At 65.9% G+C, this 17133-nt stretch carries 16 protein-coding genes; 3 read left to right on the top strand and 13 right to left on the bottom strand.

Annotated features, from left to right (window positions below; genetic code table 11):
- Positions 1-80: 80 nt before the first annotated feature.
- From CKO23_RS08155 to CKO23_RS08145, 3 genes are read right to left on the bottom strand one after another with little or no spacing between them, the layout of a single operon-like run.
- Positions 81-746: a uracil-DNA glycosylase family protein gene (locus CKO23_RS08155; RefSeq protein ID WP_346014586.1), complete on the bottom strand. Its 666-nt coding sequence runs from the start codon at positions 744-746 to the stop codon at positions 81-83.
- Positions 747-750: 4 nt separating this feature from the next.
- Positions 751-1335 (bottom strand): DinB family protein, encoded by a 585-nt coding sequence (locus CKO23_RS08150; protein WP_200329883.1) that lies wholly within the window; start codon positions 1333-1335, stop codon positions 751-753.
- Positions 1332-3020, bottom strand: coding sequence for a glutamine--tRNA ligase/YqeY domain fusion protein (locus tag CKO23_RS08145; RefSeq protein WP_200329881.1), 1689 nt, complete (start codon positions 3018-3020; stop codon positions 1332-1334). The genes CKO23_RS08150 and CKO23_RS08145 overlap by 4 nt, the downstream gene beginning before the upstream one ends.
- A 220-nt stretch (positions 3021-3240) precedes the next feature.
- Between CKO23_RS08145 and CKO23_RS08140 the strand changes: the two genes are divergently transcribed.
- Entirely contained in the window at positions 3241-3555 is a 315-nt protein-coding gene (locus CKO23_RS08140; RefSeq protein ID WP_200329879.1) for a DUF1840 domain-containing protein, read from the top strand.
- A 285-nt stretch (positions 3556-3840) separates the two neighbouring features.
- Here CKO23_RS08140 and CKO23_RS08135 read toward each other — a convergent pair whose 3' ends face one another.
- The 3 genes from CKO23_RS08135 to gltX all read right to left on the bottom strand — a co-directional run bounded on the left by CKO23_RS08135 (position 3841) and on the right by gltX (position 6077).
- Positions 3841-4383, bottom strand: a complete 543-nt coding sequence (locus CKO23_RS08135; RefSeq protein ID WP_200329877.1) for an REP-associated tyrosine transposase — start codon at positions 4381-4383, stop codon at positions 3841-3843.
- Positions 4384-4433: 50 nt separating this feature from the next.
- A complete protein-coding gene (locus tag CKO23_RS08130; RefSeq protein ID WP_200329875.1) occupies positions 4434-4580 on the bottom strand; it encodes a hypothetical protein in 147 nt (48 codons plus the stop codon).
- An 84-nt stretch (positions 4581-4664) separates the two neighbouring features.
- Complete coding sequence (gltX, locus tag CKO23_RS08125; RefSeq protein WP_200329873.1) at positions 4665-6077, bottom strand: glutamate--tRNA ligase; 1413 nt, start codon at positions 6075-6077, stop codon at positions 4665-4667.
- A 103-nt stretch (positions 6078-6180) separates the two neighbouring features.
- Between gltX and CKO23_RS08120 the strand changes: the two genes are divergently transcribed.
- Both CKO23_RS08120 and CKO23_RS08115 read left to right on the top strand, forming a co-directional pair.
- Complete coding sequence (locus tag CKO23_RS08120; RefSeq protein ID WP_200329871.1) at positions 6181-6552, top strand: Mth938-like domain-containing protein; 372 nt, start codon at positions 6181-6183, stop codon at positions 6550-6552.
- A gap of 139 nt (positions 6553-6691) precedes the next feature.
- Positions 6692-7384, top strand: a complete 693-nt coding sequence (locus CKO23_RS08115; protein ID WP_200329869.1) for a hypothetical protein — start codon at positions 6692-6694, stop codon at positions 7382-7384.
- A 79-nt stretch (positions 7385-7463) separates the two neighbouring features.
- Here the strand turns inward: CKO23_RS08115 and CKO23_RS08110 are convergent, their stop codons facing one another.
- The 7 genes from CKO23_RS08110 to mtnA form a co-directional block, all read right to left on the bottom strand.
- Positions 7464-8330: a prephenate dehydrogenase gene (locus CKO23_RS08110; RefSeq protein ID WP_200329867.1), complete on the bottom strand. Its 867-nt coding sequence runs from the start codon at positions 8328-8330 to the stop codon at positions 7464-7466.
- Positions 8327-9439, bottom strand: a complete 1113-nt coding sequence (hisC, locus tag CKO23_RS08105; RefSeq protein ID WP_200329865.1) for a histidinol-phosphate transaminase — start codon at positions 9437-9439, stop codon at positions 8327-8329. The genes CKO23_RS08110 and hisC overlap by 4 nt, the downstream gene beginning before the upstream one ends.
- 148 nt (positions 9440-9587) lie before the next feature.
- Entirely contained in the window at positions 9588-10688 is a 1101-nt protein-coding gene (gene pheA, locus CKO23_RS08100) for a prephenate dehydratase (protein ID WP_200329863.1), read from the bottom strand.
- A 17-nt stretch (positions 10689-10705) separates the two neighbouring features.
- Complete coding sequence (locus CKO23_RS08095; RefSeq protein ID WP_200329861.1) at positions 10706-11875, bottom strand: phosphoglycerate dehydrogenase; 1170 nt, start codon at positions 11873-11875, stop codon at positions 10706-10708.
- Positions 11876-12096: 221 nt separating this feature from the next.
- The gene (gene serC, locus CKO23_RS08090) at positions 12097-13179 is read right to left on the bottom strand and encodes a 3-phosphoserine/phosphohydroxythreonine transaminase (RefSeq protein ID WP_200329859.1); all 1083 of its coding nucleotides are present in this window, start codon (positions 13177-13179) and stop codon (positions 12097-12099) included.
- 28 nt (positions 13180-13207) lie between these two features.
- Positions 13208-15883, bottom strand: a complete 2676-nt coding sequence (gene gyrA / locus CKO23_RS08085; RefSeq protein ID WP_200329857.1) for a DNA gyrase subunit A — start codon at positions 15881-15883, stop codon at positions 13208-13210.
- 147 nt (positions 15884-16030) lie between these two features.
- On the bottom strand, positions 16031-17086 hold the full coding sequence (gene mtnA, locus CKO23_RS08080) for an S-methyl-5-thioribose-1-phosphate isomerase (RefSeq protein WP_200329855.1): 1056 nt from the start codon (positions 17084-17086) through the stop codon (positions 16031-16033).
- Between the last annotated feature and the right edge of the window lie 47 nt (positions 17087-17133).

The raw sequence follows: 17133 nt of genomic DNA, 5'->3' as shown, positions 1-17133 counted from the left end.
GAAAACCCAGGATTGAAGTTACATAGGCGACGCGATCGTCCTGGCAGGCTAGGGACGGATCACGCAGAGGCGTCGGGCCATCAGGTGCTGAGGGCATGGCGCGCCCGTGGGAGTTCCCGCCAGCAGGGGTGCGCGGCGATCAGCGCCAGCGCCTGGGACAGAAGCTCCCGACCCGGCTCCATCTTGAACCAGGTCGAGGCGCCCGAGGAATGCGGGAGCGGGATGATGTCGGCCGTCCAGCCGGCCTCGGAGCGGTAGGGCCATTGCTTGCCGACGACGTCGTTGAGGCGTGCGCAGTCCATGAGCTGCGAGATGGCGAGCTTGCCCACCGGCAGGATCAGACGCGGGCGCAGCAGATCCAGTTCGCTGCGCCACCAGCCGCTGCAACGCCCGACCTCGTCGCGGTCCGGGACGCGGTCGCCGCCCTTGGGGTTCTTCCCGGGAAAGCAGCGGCAGACCGCGCTCATCAGGACCTGCTCTCGAAACGCCTGCTCGGTCAGTCCGATCGACTGGAACCAGCCGAAGAGCGTCTTGCCGGCGGTCCAGCAGAAGGGGCGCTTCTGCTCGATCTCGCGCGTGCCGGGCGCCTGACCGATGAGCATGATCGAGGAGAGCACGGCGAGGCTGTGCACGGGCGGCCCGAACATCCGCGGGCAGCGCCGGCAGCCCTCGAGATCGGCATGGAGACGCTCGAGCGCGGCCTGGCGCGTCACGGCGGCGCCCTCTTCGGCGACGGGTTCACTCACGGTCTCAGTCCAAGCGGCGGATGATCTTCTCGATCTGCACGCGGTGCATCCGATTGTGCAGCGCGGCCAAGGCATGCCACTGGCGGGCGGTCATGGGGCCGAACCAGGGGTGAGGATAGCGCGCGCGCGAGCGCAGAACCCCGAGACACTGGATCTGGTGCGCATACCGCTCGACCAGGACCTCGAGCGCGGTGATGCGGTCCGGACCCGCGCTGACATGGGGCTGCGCGTCTTCGAGACGGATCTCGACACCATGACGGTGGTCCGAGCAGATGGCATGAATCAGCGCCGTGATCGCCGTATTGACCATCACCAGGTGGTCGAGCGTCATATAGACGGACCACTGCCGGCTGTCGGCCTCGATACCGGGAAAACGTCGGATGCGCACCGCTCTGGCGCCAGCCTCCTCCGGGAGCTTGCGGGTCAGCTCGAGGGCGCGGATCGCCTCCGCGCGGAAATGCTCGAGGATGCGATCAGGCTTGGCGAGAGAGGCATAGAGGCGCACACCCAGGTTGGCCGCCAGGCGCTCATGCGCCGGAATGCCGCTGGCGCCGACGGGGCTGCGGCTGTCTGATTCGCGATCCGTCATTTCTGGCTCTTGCCCCAGGTGTCCCGGAGTCCGACGGTGAGATTGAAGACGGGTCGCTCGGGGGTCGAGTCCGGATCGGCGACGAAGTAGCCCTCACGCTCGAATTGGAAGCGTTCGCCCGGCTGCACGCCGCGCAGGGCCGACTCCAGCATGCAGCCTGCGAGAATCTGCAGCGAGCTGGCGTGGATCTCATCGCGATAGTCCGCCCCGCCGGCCCCTGGCGTCGGCACGCCGAAGAGGCGATCGTAGAGGCGCACCTCGGCCGGGACGCCGTGCTCGGCGGACACCCAGTGGATGACGCCCTTGACCTTGCGGCCTTCGGGGTTCTTGCCCAGGGTGTCGAGATCGACGGAGCAATGCAGCTCCACGACCGCGCCGGCGGCGTCCTTGATCACCGCGTCGCAGCGGATGACATAGGCATTGCGCAGGCGCACCTCCCCGTCCGGCACCAGGCGCTTGAAGCCCTTGGGCGGCACCTCCTCGAAGTCGCCGCGATCGATGTAGATCTCACGCCCGAAGGAGAGGGTCCGACTGCCCATGGCCTCGTCCTTGGGGTGGTTGCTCGCGGCGAGCTGCGCGCCCTCACCCTCGGGGTAGTTGGTCAGCACCACCTTGAGCGGGCGCAGCACCGCCATGCGCCGCGGCGCATGGGCGTCGAGGTCGTCGCGGATGGCGCTCTCCAGCATCGCCATCTCGACCAGGTTCTCCGCCTTGGTGACGCCGATGCGAGCGCAGAACGCACGGATCGCGGCCGGGGTATAGCCGCGTCTGCGCAGTCCGGCGATGGTCGGCATGCGCGGGTCGTCCCAGCCCTGAACATGCGACTCCGAGACCAGCTCGGTCAGGCGCCGCTTGCTCATGACGGTGTATTCGAGGTTGAGACGGCTGAACTCGATCTGGCGCGGCTTGCTCGGCACGGAGACGTTGTCGATGCACCAGTCGTAGAGCGGACGGTGATCCTCGAACTCCAGGGTGCAGAGCGAGTGAGTGATGCCCTCGAGCGCATCCGAGAGGGGGTGGGTATAGTCGTAGGTCGGATAGAGACACCAGGCCGAGCCCGTCTGGTGGTGCACCACGCCATGCTTGATGCGGTAGAGGACCGGGTCGCGCAGGTTGATGTTGGGCGAGGCCATGTCGATGCGCGCGCGCAGGGTGCGCGAGCCGTCCGGAAACTCACCGGCGCGCATGCGCGCGAAGAGATCGAGGTTCTCCGCCACCGAGCGGTTGCGGTAGGGGCTCTCCCTGCCGGGCTCGGTGAGGGTGCCGCGGTAGGCGCGCATCTGCTCGGCGTCCAGCTCGCAGACGTAGGCCAGTCCCTTCTCGATCAGCTCCACTGCGAAGCCATAGAGCCGCTCGAAGTAGTCGGAGGCGAAATAGAGCCGGTCCGCCCAATCGAAGCCGAGCCAACGCACGTCCGCCTTGATCGACTCGACGAACTCGAGGTTCTCCTTGTGCGGATTGGTATCGTCGAAGCGCAGATTGCAGGTGCCGCCAAAGTCCTGCGCCAGACCGAAATTGAGGACGATCGACTTGGCGTGACCGATGTGCAGATAGCCGTTCGGCTCCGGCGGAAAGCGGGTCGCGATGCGGTTGTGCTTTCCGCCAGCCAGATCCGCTTCGATGATCTGACGGATAAAATTGGTCGGGTGCAACTTGCTCGGGTGCAACTCAGCGGCGTCAGTCATGGTCTCTCGGAGGGCGGCAGGGTCGATGGGCTTCGCATTCTAGCGGGTACCAGGCGAATTGTAAGGCGTGTTGCCGCCGCCCGCGCGGGATCGGATCCAGATCGCCCCCGGGCGCGCGACACGGATGCCCCCATGTTCGTGGAGCTCGAGCGCAGTGGTTGGACGCCCCGCAGTGGGCAAAGGCGTCCGCCCCAATCACCAACGACCCGGAGGACTTTCCATGCTGGTCACATTTCAAACCAAGGCCTACGCGCCGATCACCATGTTCGGCGACGTCGCCGTCGCACTCATCAAGCTGATGGGGCATAGCGGGACCATACCGAGTGCCTTGCTCGCCGAAGACGTGCCAGGCGCACTCGAGCGGCTCCAGACGGCCGTCTCCGAGCACGCGGACGAGCCGCTGGATCCGCAGACCGCCGGGGCGCGCAAGAGCGACGAGTCTCAGCGCGTGAGTCTCGCCCACCGCGCCCTCCCCCTCATCGAGCTGCTCAAAGCCGCAGCGGCGGATGGAGAGAATGTGATGTGGGAGAGCTGAGGCGGCTCGTAAGTTCCGGAGCACGCAGCGCGGAGCGCCAAGCGCCGACGCCGCGCGTCCTGATCTCGTGTCACCGCTCCGCGGTGACACGTCCCTCCCGGCGCTCCGCGCCTACTCCGCCAACCAGTGGGTATCGACCTCGATCCCCCCCCGCCCCACATGCCTCCGTGCGCTCATCCAGCGCCAGCGCCCTGCCTCGCGGCGCAGAGTGCCAAGCACCGACGCCACTCGCCCTGATCTCGTGTCACCGCTCCGCGGTGACACGTCCCTCCCGGCGCTCCGCGCCTACTCCGTCAACCAGCGGGTATCGACCTCGATCAAGCCCTCCTGCCCCGCATAGTCCCTCGCACTCGACCACCGCCAGTGCTCCGCGCAATCGACGTAACCGCGCTTCACCGGATTCTGATGGATGTAGTCGAGCTTTTGACGCAGCATCTCCTCCCCGTCGATCCCCTGCGGGTGCGATCCCTCTTGCCAAAACTGATGGAGACGATCGCTCCGATGGGCCTTGAGCGCCTCCCGAAGCCGCTTCAGCAAAGGCTCTGCGCCCTTGGTTTCGAGCAAATCGATGATCTCCCGCGCCGTGAAGGACTTGAATCGACGCCAGACGCTGGGGAGATTCGGCGCCTGGGCGACGGCATGCAGGTGATTCTCGAGAATCACGTAGCCGTAGAGCTTCAGGCCATCGTGGGATTGAAGGTGACGCCATGAATCCAGGACGATCTCCACCGCCGCCTGCCGCGTGAAGACCGGCAGCCAGTCGACGACGGTACAGGTGAGGAAGTGCGGTCGGCTGGGTTCCGTGAAGTGGTATCGGCTTCTGGACATGCATCAACTCCTTCTGACGTCGCGTGGCGCGGAGCGCCAGGAAGCGCGTGTCACCGCGGAGCGGTGACACGAGAAACACTACCCCAGACGATCTCCACCGCCGCCTGCCGTGTGAAGACCGGCAGCCAGTCGACGACGGTACAGGTGAGGAAGTGCGGTCGGCTGGGCTCCGTGAAGTGGTATCGGCTTCTGGACATGCATCAACTCCTTCTGACGTCTCCTGGCGCGGAGCGCCGGGGAGGTTCGCCACACCGCAGGGCGGTGTGGCGAGATCTGAACGGTCAGGCCGAGGCGCGCGCCTCGATATAGGCCAATGCCTTGTCGATCCGGCGCAGCGTCGCCTCCTTGCCCACCAGCATCAGGGTCTCGTCGATGCCTGGGGACGCGGCCCGGCCGACGATGGCCACGCGCAGTGGCTGGGCGACCTTGCCCATGTTGACCTCCAACTCCTCGGACACGCGCTCAACCACATGCTTGAGCTGCTCCGGCGTCCAGTCCTCGAAGGCCATCAGGTCGAAGGCCGCGCGCAGCCTCTCCAGCCCCTCGCGGGCGACCGGACGCAGATGCTTCTTGGCCGAGCCCTCGTCGTAGTCGTCGAAGTCGCGATAGCAGAAGGCGCTGATCTCGGCCAGCTCGGTGAGCGTCTTGGCGCGGGCGGCCTGAGCCGTGACGACATCCGCCAGCTCCGGCCCGGTCGAGGGATCGATGTCGAGCTTGCCCATGTGGGGGCTCAGGAGCCGGGCGATGCGGGCGGGCTCGGCGTGCTGAATATATTGCTGGTTGAGCCAGTCGAGCTTGTCCGTGTTGAAGGCGGAGGCCGCCTTGTTGACGTCGCTGATGTCGAACAGCTCGATCATCTGCTCGACCGAGAAGATCTCCTGATCGCCGTGAGACCAGCCGAGGCGGATCAGGTAGTTCAGCAGCGCCTCCGGCAGATACCCCTGATCGCGATAGGCGATGACGCTGACCGCGCCGTGCCGCTTGGAGAGCCGCGCGCCGTCGTCGCCGAGAATCATGGGCACGTGGGCGTAACGCGGCGGCTCGAAGCCCAGCGCCTTGAGGATGTTGATCTGACGCGGCGTATTGGTCAGATGATCATCGCCACGGATGACGTGGGTGATCTCCATGTCCGCGTCGTCGACGACTACCGAGAGGTTGTAGGTCGGCGCGCCGTCGCTGCGGCGAATGATGAGATCGTCGAGCTCCTCGTTGCTGAAGGGCACGCGGCCGCGGATCATGTCGTCGACGACCACGGCGCCGTCCACCGGGTTCTTGAAGCGGATGACGTGCGGCGTATCGGGGTCGATCTGGCGATTCCGGCAACGACCGTCATAGCGCGGCTTCATCTTGCGCGCCATCTGGTCGACGCGCAGCTTTTCCAGGCGATCCTTGGGACAATCGCAGCGATAGGCCAATCCCTTCTCCAGCAGCTCGTCGATGACCGCGTTGTAGCGGTCGAAACGGTGCGTTTGGTAGAAGGGGCCTTCGTCATAATCCAGCCCAAGCCAGGTCATGCCTTCCAGGATGGCATTCACCGATTCGGCGGTGGAACGCTCCAGATCCGTGTCCTCGATGCGAAGCACGAACTGGCCACCATGCTTGCGCGCATAGAGGTAGGAGAAGAGCGCGGTGCGGGCACCGCCAACGTGCAGGTAGCCAGTTGGAGAGGGGGCGAATCTGGTGCGAACTGTCATGGCATTCCGGACTGTTTGAGTGAATCGAGGTGCGAAATTCTACACAGTGGCCCGCCTCCCTGCCCGCTTGTTCGCGCCTGGCGCCATGGGGTATGTTGACGCCATGAGATTCACCGAGACAGACCATTCGAGCGGCCACTTGATCGAAGGCTATGGCGCCGACGGCATTCTGGTGGATGGCCGCCAGTATCGAACCAGCCTGATCCTGACCCCGGAACGGATCTTGGCGGACTGGCAACCAAGGGCGGCGGCCGACCTGGCGCGTGCGCACCTCGATGCCGTCGTGGCGCTCGATCCCCACGTCGTGGTGCTGGGCACGGGCACGCGACAGGTGTTCCCGGATCCCGACGTCTATTTCTGGATCCTGGAGCGGGGTGTGGGCATCGAGGTCATGGATACGGGCGCGGCCTGTCGGACCTACAACATCCTCATGTCCGAAGGTCGCCGCGTCGCCGCCGCACTCATCCTCGACTGACCCGCCGGCACCCCGTCGCAACTCACCTCGCCTCTTGCAACTCACCTCGCCTCTTGCAACTCACCTCGCCTCTTGCAACTCACCTCGCCTCTTGCAACTCACCTCGCCTCTTGCAACTCACTCCGGAGCGCGTACCGCCATGGATCGACCCATCATCCTGTCCATCTTGGGCGCGGCTGCCCTCGGCTTCGTCGGCATGTTGCTGCTGATGCCGGATCCGATCGACGATGGCGTCGTGCGGCTGCCCTGGCAGATCGATCGGGATGAATCGGGGCGCACGCAGGTGTTCGGTTTCACCCTGGGTCGAACCACGCTGGCCGAGGTGCGCAAGGTCTTCCAGGAAGAGGGTGAGATGAGCCTCTTCAAGACGACGCAGACGCCGGCACGATTCGCCGTCGAGGCCTATTTCGAGCAAGTCTATCTTGAGCGGCTGCGTGCCGACTTCGTCATCGCCCTGGTGGCCGATCAGAGCCAGCTCGAGGGGATGTACGATCGCGGTTTGCGCATCAGCCAGCTCGAGAGCGGCGGCAAGAAGGTGAAGCTGGACCCGGTCGACGCCGAGGCACTGGCGTCATTCCCCATCCGAAGTATCAGCTATCTCCCGAAAACCCGGCTGGACGAAGATCTGATCGAGCAGCGCTTCGGCGCGCCCGCACGCAAGCAGACCGAGCAGAAGACCGGGATCGTGCATTGGCTCTACCCGGATCGCGGGCTGGACATCGGGCGGGATCCGCAGGGACATGTGGTGATTCAGTATGTCAACGCGGGCGATTTTCCCGCACTCCTGGCACCGCTCGAAGCCGCCAGCGCGGAACACGCGGTCTCGGAGTGAGGCTGGGCCTCGTGGCGGGGTGCTGCGCGTGCGTGACAGCACGGAGCGGTCTCGGGAGCCGCGCGGCGGACCTGGGCCGCTATCGCGCGCTGTCGACGTAGCGGTCGCGCGCGGCCTTGGCGCGCTCGAAGATCTCCAGCAGGTGCTCGCTGTCGGCACGCCGGATACTCTCGGCGAGGTCGGTCATCTCGACGCCGAAACGCGCCAGCATGGCGCTCAGGGCCTCGCGGTTGGCGATACAGATGTCCCGCCACATGACGGGGTTGCTGGACGCGATGCGGGTGAAGTCCCGAAAACCGCCTGCCGCGTAGCGGAAGATCTCGTCGTTCTCGCGCATCCGCGCCAGCGCATCGACGAGCCCGAAGGCCAGCATGTGCGGGAGATGGCTGGTCGCGGCAAGGACTTCGTCGTGATGACCGACCGACATGGAGGTGACCTCGGCACCGCAGGCCTCCCACATGCGCGTGACCAGGCCAAGGGCGTCCGGGTCCGTCTCCGGCAAGGGCGTCAGGATGACCCGACGGCTCTCATAGAGTTCGGCGAATGACGCCTCGACCCCGCTGCATTCGGTCCCCGCGATGGGGTGCCCCGGGACCAGACGCGGTGGAATCCGCCCGAAGGTCGCGGCGGCATCCGCCACCACACTGCCCTTCACGCTCCCGCCGTCGGTGATGACGGCGCTCGGGTCCAGGTGCCCCTTGAGCGCCGCCATGGCGCCACGCATAGCCCCCAAGGGCACCGCAAGAAAGACCATGTCGGCGCCGCTGACGGCCTCGCCAGGATCCTGACGAAAGCGGTCGATCACACCGAGCGCCTGCGCCCGCTCGAGATTCCCCAGTGAGCGCCCGCAGCCGACGATCTCGCCGACCTCTCCGGCCGCGCGCAGGGCACGCGCCAGGGAGCCGCCGATCAGGCCGACACCGATGATGGCGAGCCGCTCGATCATGCCGCCAGGACGGCCTCCAAGGCCGCGATGCAGCGGGCGTTCTCCTCCTCGGTGCCGATACTGATGCGGAGATGATTCGGCAGACCATAGTTCGCGACCGGGCGCACGATCACCCCGCGCCGCAGCAGTTCCTCGTTGATCGGCCCGGCCGGGCGGCCCAGGTCGACCGTCACGAAGTTACCGACCGAGGGGATGTAGCCCAGGGCCAATCGCTCGAAGGCCGCGATGAACTGCGCCATGCCCGCACGGTTGAGCTCGACCGAGGCGCGCACGTGCTCGCGGTCGGAGATCGCCGCGCTCGCCGCCGCCTGCGCCAGGGCGTTGACATTGAAGGGCTGGCGCACGCGGTTGAGCAGCTCCGCGACCTTCGGATCGCTGATGCCGTAGCCGACGCGCAGCGCCGCCAGACCATGCGCCTTCGAGAAGGTGCGCGTCACGATGAGATTCGGGAAGGTCTCGATCCAGCGAGTCGCGTCCGGGAAGTCCGGCTCGGAGACATACTCCGTGTAGGCCTCGTCGAGCACGATGACGCAGGTGCGCGGTAGCGCACCGATAAAGGATTTGAGCGGTGCCGCGCGCAGCCAGGTTCCGGTCGGGTTGTTCGGGTTGGCGATCCAGACGACACGGGTCTTGTCGTTGACCAGCGCCGCCATGGCGTCGAGGTCGTGACCATAGTCGCGCGCCTTGGCGACGCGCGCGGTCGCGCCGACGGATTGGATGGCGATCGGGTAGACCGCGAAGGCGTGCTCCGAGAAGACGGACTCGGCGCCCGGCTGCAGAAAGACGCGCGCGATCAGGTCGAGCACGTCATTCGAGCCGTTGCCGAGGGTGATCGCGGTCGGCGAGACGCCGTGATAGTCGCCGAGGACGCGTCTGAGGTCGTAGCCGCCGCCGTCCGGGTAGCGGCCAAGCTCCTCGAGCAGCGCCTTCATGGCTTCGCGCGCGCGAGGGCCGGGGCCGAGCGGATTCTCGTTCGACGCCAGCTTCACGGAGTCGCGGATCCCCAGATCGCGCTCGAGTTCGGAGACGGGCTTTCCCGGGACGTAGGGCGTGAGGCCGCCGATCCAAGGCGCCGCGATGGACAGGAAGGGGTTGTCAGCTTGGCTCATAGGGGTCACGAACAGTAGCGATCAAGAAATTAGCGGTCAAGAAACTAGCGATCAAGAAATCAACGGTCACGAAAGCACAGGCCAGTCAGGGCCTTGAGTCAAGGTGCAGCCGCACGATCGGCCCACGGGAGGACTGCACGCAACGCTATCACAGCACAGCCAGCGGATAGGAGCCCAGCACCTTGAACAAGAGCGCGTCCTTCTCCAGGTTCTGCAGCGCATAGGCGACATTGGGATCCTGACGGTGACCGATGATGTCCACGAAGAAGACATAGTCCCAAACGCCGCGGCGCGAAGGCCGGGACTCGATCCGGGTCATGCTGATCCCGTGCACGGCCAGCGGTGCCAAGAGGCTATGGAGCCCACCCGCCTTGTTATTGCACGAGAGCAACAAACTGGTCTTGTCCTGCCCGCTCGGTCGCGCGTCCTGCTTGCCGATGACGAGGAAGCGCGTGGTATTGCAGGGCTCGTCCTCGATGCGCTCCGCAAGCACCTTGAGGTCGTAGATCTCCGCCGCCTGGATGCCGGCGACGGCGGCGGCATCGGGCTCCCCGGCGGCCAACCGCGCCGCCTCGGCGTTGCTGCCCACCGCAATCCGCTCCGCCGTGAGCAGATAGCGGTCGAGCCACTCGCGGCACTGGGCGAGCGACTGCTGGTGCGAATAGACCTTGCGGATCGCGCCCAGGTCGTCCGCCTGGGTCAGCAGGTGATGGTGGATCCGCAGACAGACCTCGCCCGTGATCATCAGGGCTGAGTTCATGAACAGATCCAGGGTATGGCTCACCACGCCCTCGGTCGAGTTCTCGACCGGCACCACGCCGAAGTCGCAGGCGTCCGACTCCACCTCGCGAAAGATCTCGTCGATGGTCGCCATGGCCTTGGTGACCACGGAATGGCCGAAGTGCTTGATCGCCGCCGCCTGGGTGAAGGTCCCCTCGGGACCCAGGAAGGCGGCGTTGAGCGGACGCTCCAGGGCAAGACAGGCCGACATGATCTCGCGAAAGAGCCGCGCGACCTCCTCGCCATCCAGGGGGCCGGGATTGGCGTCTTTGATCCGGCGCAGGACCGCGACCTCGCGCTCCGGCCGATAGAACTGGACCGCGCCGCCGCTCGCCTCCGTCTTGATGTGCGCGACCTGCTGCGCGCAGCGGGCGCGCTCGCTGATCAGCGCGAGCAGCTCCTGATCGATCGCATCGATCCGGTTGCGGACCGCCTCGAGTTCCGCCTCTTCGGTGGTGGCTTTCGTCATGATGACTCCAGACCGGTTCAACCGCCCAGACAGCGCACCGAGAGCACGCCGTCGATCGACTCAAGCTGCGCGACCGTGTCTTGCGGGCAGCGCTTGTCGACATCGATCAGCGTCACCGCGATGTCACCGCGCGAGCGATTGAGCATGTCGAGGATGTTGAGCCCGGCATTGGCGAGATCCGTCGAGATCTGGCCGACCATGTTCGGGACATTGCTGTTGACGATGGCCAGGCGCAGCCCGCCGTTGCGCGGCAGCACGATCTCCGGGAAGTTGACCGAGTTGGTGACATTGCCGCTCTCGAGATAGTCGCGAATCTGATCGGCGACCATGATGGCGCAGTTGTCCTCCGCCTCCTTGGTCGATGCGCCCAGGTGCGGCAGCGTCACGACGCGCGGATGGTCCTTGAGCAGGTTGCTGGGGAAATCGCAGCAATAGGCGTAGAGGTGTCCCTGGTCGAGTGCGTTGACCACCGCATCGTCGTCGATGATGCCGGAGCGGGAGAAGTTCAGCAGCACGGCACCCTTGGGCAGGGTGCGAATGCGCTCGGCGTTGATCATGTGCTTGGTCTGCTCGGTCAAGGGCACATGGAAGGTGACGAAGTCGGAGCGCGAGAGCAGGTCGTCGATACTCAAGGCGGCTTGCACATCGCTCTCCAGCTGCCAGGCACGGCCGACGGTGATGCTCGGGTCGTAGCCGACGACCTTCATGCCAAGCGCGCGCGCGGCGTTGGCGACCTTGACGCCGATGGCCCCCAGGCCGATGACGCCCAGGGTCCGACCGGGCAGCTCGAAGCCGGCGAACTGCTTCTTGCCGGCCTCGACCGCCTCGTTGATCGCCGCATCGTCGCCACTGAGTTCGCGGGCGAACCGCCAAGCATGGGCGATGTTGCGGGCGCAGATCAGCATGCCGGCGATCACCAGCTCCTTCACCGCGTTGGCATTGGCGCCTGGGGCGTTGAAGACCGCCACGCCACGCGCGGTCATGGCGGAAACCGGCACATTGTTGGTCCCCGCGCCCGCCCGACCGATGGCCTTGACCGTCTCCGGGATCACCATGTCATGCATCTTGGCCGAACGCACCAGGATGGCGTCCGGATGGGCGATCTCCGAGGCGACCTCGTAGGCGTCGCGCGGGAGGCGCTCCAGGCCGGCCACGGAAATGTTGTTCAGCGTCTGAATCTTGAACATAAAGAAGTTGTCAGTTGTCAGTTTTCAGTTGTCAGCACGCAGGCTGGGGTGAACGAGAGAGAGAACCCCAGCGTGCCAGTGGCTGACGAACCAGCCAAGCCGGGGTTCGTCCCTCATCCCGGCCCACGGAAAATCCTTGCCCAGTCTCTCCGCGGTGTCGCGAAAAATCGAACCTGAACAGCGCCAACTGACAACTGCCAACTGACAACTGCCCACTGGGTTCAGCCGTTCTTGCGCTCGAACTCCCGCATGAAGGACACCAGCGCCTCGACGCCCGCCTCCGGCATGGCGTTGTAGATGCTCGCACGCATGCCGCCGACCGAGCGATGGCCCTTCAGCGTCGTGAGCCCGGCGCCTTTCGCCTCCTTCAGGAAGGTCTCGTCCAGCTCCGCGTTGGCCAGGGTGAAGGGGACGTTCATCCAGGAACGCGCCTGGGGATCGACCGGATTGGCGTAGAAGCTGGAGGCATCGATGGTGTCATAGAGCAGCTTGGCCTTGCGCGCGTTGATCTCGGCCATGGCCGCGAGTCCGCCCTTGTCCTTCAGCCACTGGAACACCAGCCCGGCCAGATACCAGGCATAGGTCGGCGGCGTGTTGTACATGGAGTCGTTGTCCGCCTGGACCTTGTAGTCGAACATGGTCGGGGTGCCGTTGATCGGCTGGCCGATGAGGTCGTCGCGCACGATGACGATGGTGAGACCGGCCGGGCCGATGTTCTTCTGCGCGCCCGCGTAGATGAGCCCGTAGCGGGACACCTCGATGGGACGCGAGAGGATCGTCGAGGACATATCCGCAACCAATGGCTTGCCATTGGTCTCCGGGATATAGGGAAACTCGACCCCTTCGATGGTCTCGTTGGGCGTGTAGTGCACATAGGCCGCGTCAGCGCTCAACTGCAGCTCCGCCTGCGCGGGGGCACGCGTGAACTTGCTGTCCTCGGTCGTGGCGGCAACGTGAACCGCGCCATAGCGGCGCGCCTCGGCGATCGCCTTCTTGGACCAGGAGCCGGTGTTGATGTAGTCCGCGCCCTCTGCCCCATGCAGCAGGTTCATGGGGATGGCCGCGAACTGACTGGAGGCGCCGCCCTGCAGGAAGAGCACCTTGTAGTTGTCGGGCACGCCCAAGAGCTCGCGCAGATCGGCCTCGGCCTTGGCGGCGATGGACATGAACTCCTTGCCGCGGTGGCTCATCTCGGCCACGCACATGCCGCTGCGCTGCCAGTCGAGCATCTCGTCGCGGGCCTGGGCCAGAACCGGCTCCGGCAGCATGGCCGGACCGGCGCTGAAGTTGTAGACGCGAGCCATTCTCGGTATCCCCATTTCGGTTAGCTGATTAATCTGTCTCGGTGTCCGGATCGACACCCTTGTTCGGATCGACATCCTTCCCCGGATCGACACCCGTCTCCGGATCGACATCCTTCTCCGAGTCGTCGTCGACGTTGTCGGCGCCCTCTTCGCCGTTGTCCCTGTCGCCATTCTCCAGGGCCACGATGCGCTCGACGTAGACCAGGCGCTCGCCCTCCGCGAGATTGATGAGCTTCACACCCTGTGCGCTGCGGCCGACGATCGGGATCCCGTCGACCGTCGTGCGGATCAGGTGGCCGCCTTCGGTGATCAGCATGATCTCGTCGCCCGGGCGCACCAGCACGGCACCGACCTGCGCGCCGTTGCGCTCCGAGGTGCTGATCCCGATGACGCCCTGCGTCCCGCGGCCCTTGGTCGGGAACTGGTCCACCGTCGTGCGTTTGCCGTAGCCGTTCTCGGTCACGCTGAGCACGGTGCCGGGCTCGGGCACGACCAGGGAGATGACACGCTGGTCGTCCCGCAACGCGACGCCCCGAACGCCATGCGCGGTGCGCCCCATGGCACGCACATGCTGCTCGGAGAAGCGCACGGCCTTGCCGGCGGAAGTGAACAGCATGAGATCCTGATTGCCATCGGTGATGGCGACGCCGATCAGATACTCGTCGTCGCGCAGATCGATGGCAATGATGCCGCGCGAGAGCGGCCGCGAGAAGTCCTGGAGCGGCGTCTTCTTGACAGTGCCGGCACTGGTGGCCATGAAGACGAAGTAGCCTTCTTCATACTCCCGCACGGGCAGCAGGGCATTGATCCGCTCGTTGGCCTCCAGCGGCAGCAGGTTGACCATGGGCCGCCCGCGCGCGCCACGCCCGGCCTGGGGCAGCTCATACACCTTGAGCCAGTAGACACGCCCGCGGCTGGAGAAGCAGAGCACGGTATCGAGCGAGTTGGCGACGAAGATGCGGTCGATGAAGTCCTCTTCCCGGAACGAGGTCGCGCTCTTGCCCTTGCCGCCGCGCCGCTGCGCCTGGTAGTCGCTGATCGGCTGCGCCTTGACGTAACCCTGATGCGACAGGGTCACGACGACGTCCTCCGGCGCAATGAGGTCTTCGAGGGTCAGATCCGTTTGGTCGATCTGGATCTCGGTGCGCCGCTCGTCGCCGAACTGCTCGCGCACGGCGATCAGCTCGTCGCGGATGACCTCCATCAGGCGATCGGGGTCGGAGAGGATGAGCAGCAGCGCGGCGATGATCTCCAGAATCTCCTCGAACTCCTTGAGGATCTTCTCCTGCTCAAGGCCGGTGAGGCGGTGCAGCTGCAGGTCGAGGATGGACTTGGTCTGGCGCTCGCTCAACCTGTAGCCGGCATCCGTGAGCCCGAAGCCGCGATCGAGATCTTCCGGGCGCGTCTGATCGGCCCCCGCCCGCTCCAACATCCCCGTCACGGCACCCGGCGGCCAGGCACGCATCATGAGGCGCTCACGCGCCTCGGCGGGGCTCGCCGAGGTCTTGATGGTCTCGATCACCGCGTCAATGTTGGCCAGGGCGATGGCGTAGCCTTCCAAGACGTGCGCCCGGTCGCGCGCCTTGCGCAACTCATAGAGGGTACGGCGCGTCACCACGTCGCGGCGGTGACGCAGGAAGTACTCCAGCACCTGCTTGAGGTTCAGCGTCAGCGGCTGACCATCGACCAGGGCGACCATGTTGATGCCGAACACCTGCTGCATCTGGGTGTGCTGGTAGAGGTTGTTCAGCAGCACCTCGGCGTAGGTGTCGCGTTTGAGCTCGATGACGACGCGCATGCCGTCCTTGTCGGACTCGTCGCGCAGACCGTCCTGGGCGATACCCTCGATCTTCTTGTCCTTGACCAGCTCGGCGATGCGCTCGAGCAGCCGGGCCTTATTGACCTGGTAGGGCAGCTCGGTGACGACGATGGCCTCGCGCCCGCTGCGCTTCTGGACCTCCGTGATGGTGCGCGCACGCATGACGACGCGCCCGCGGCCGGTCCGATAGGCCTCGCGGATGCCGCGGATGCCGTTGATGAGAGCGGCGGTCGGGAAATCCGGCCCGGGCACGATCTCCATCAGCTCCTCGATGGTGACGAGCGGGTTCTCGATGATGGCCAGGCAGGCGTCGATGACTTCGCGCAGGTTGTGCGGCGGGATGTTGGTCGCCATGCCCACCGCGATGCCGGAGGAGCCATTGACCAGCAGGTTCGGGAAGCGCGCTGGCAGGACCGAGGGCTCCTGCTCGGTATTGTCGTAGTTCGGGATGAAGTCGACGGTGTCCTTGTCGAGGTCGTCGAGCAGCGCCTCGGAGATGCGTTTCATGCGCACTTCGGTGTAACGCATGGCGGCAGGCGGGTCGCCGTCCACCGAGCCGAAGTTTCCCTGACCGTCGACGAGCAGGTAGCGCAGCGAGAAGGGCTGCGCCATGCGGACCATGGTGTCGTAGATGGCGGAGTCGCCATGGGGGTGGTACTTACCCATGACGTCACCGACCACACGCGCGGACTTGCGGTAGGCGCGATTCCAGACGTTGCCCTGCTCATGCATGGAGAAAAGGACCCGCCGGTGCACCGGCTTGAGGCCGTCCCTCACGTCTGGCAGTGCCCGTCCCACGATGACGCTCATGGCGTAATCGAGGTAGGACTGGCGCATCTCGTCCTCGAGATTGATGGGCAGGACTTCTTTCGCGAAATCTGGCATGGGCGTGGTCAACCGACTCTTTGCTTACGGCGCGGCGCCCGAACGGGGCGCCACATCAGGCTGGTTCGTAACCCGCCGATTCTACCACGCCGAGGGTCCGACCGCTTCCGCGCCTGAGCGCCCGCCACCTGCCACCCGACAAAAGCATCAGGCCATCAGCGCCTGCATCTTCTCCCGTGTCGGATTCAGCACGACGCCGCGCTCGGTGACGATGGCATCGACCAGCTCGGCCGGCGTCACATCGAAGACCGGGTTGCGGGCGACGCAGCCCTGGGGTGCCACTCGCCGCCCGCCACAGCCGAGCAGTTCGTCCGGATCACGCTCTTCGATCGGGATCTCGGCACCCGAGGCGACCTCCATGTCCACGGTCGAGGTCGGCGCGGCCACCATGAATCGGATGCCGTGGTGCCGCGCCATCACCGCCAGACCATAGGTCCCGATCTTGTTGGCGACATCGCCGTTCGCGGCAATGCGGTCCGAGCCGACGATCACCCAGCCAATGCCGCCGCCGGCCATGAGGCTCGCCGCGGCACAATCGGCCTGCAGCGTCACCGGAATGCCATCGTGCATCAGCTCCCAGGCCGTGAGCCGCGCACCCTGCATCCAGGGACGCGTCTCATCGGCGTAGACGCGACGGATCTTGCCCGCCGCGTAGGCACTGCGCACCACACCCAGCGCCGTCCCATAGCCGCCAGTCGCCAGCGCCCCGGCGTTGCAGTGCGTGATGATGTCGGTCGGCCCCTCGATCAGCTCGGCGCCCAGCTCGCCCATGCGACGGTTCGCGGCACGATCTTCCGCGTGAATGCCCAATGCCTCCGTCAGGAGGGCATCCGTCGGATCGTCCGCGCCCAGCCGAGCGATACAGGCCCGCATGCGGCGGATCGCCCAGAAGAGATTGACCGCCGTCGGCCGAGAGGCCGCAAGGCGCTCCAGGTCCGCATCGATCGCCGCCTTCCAGCCCGCGCCCGCGGCGGCATGGGCGGCACGACCGGCGAGCACCACGCCATAGGCCGCGGTCACCCCGATCGCCGGTGCCCCACGCACAACCATGGCGCGGATCGCCTCCGCGACATCGGCCGCGCGCTCGTAGCTCAGAAACTCGGCCCGCTCCGGCAGCACGCGCTGATCGGCGAGGTAGAGGCGACCCTCGTGCCACAAGGCCGCGTCGTCAGGGGTCGGGGTCGTGGGGGGCGTGGTTTTCATCGAAGGCTCCTTATGGCATGTTGCGGCGCATTGTCCCCCAATTCGAC

Source organism: Thiocystis violacea, from assembly GCF_016583565.1.
Classification (GTDB): Bacteria; Pseudomonadota; Gammaproteobacteria; order Chromatiales; family Chromatiaceae; genus Thiorhodococcus; species Thiorhodococcus violaceus_A.
Note: the sequence above shows the minus strand (reverse complement) of the source record. Positions and strands in the feature narration are given on the sequence as shown.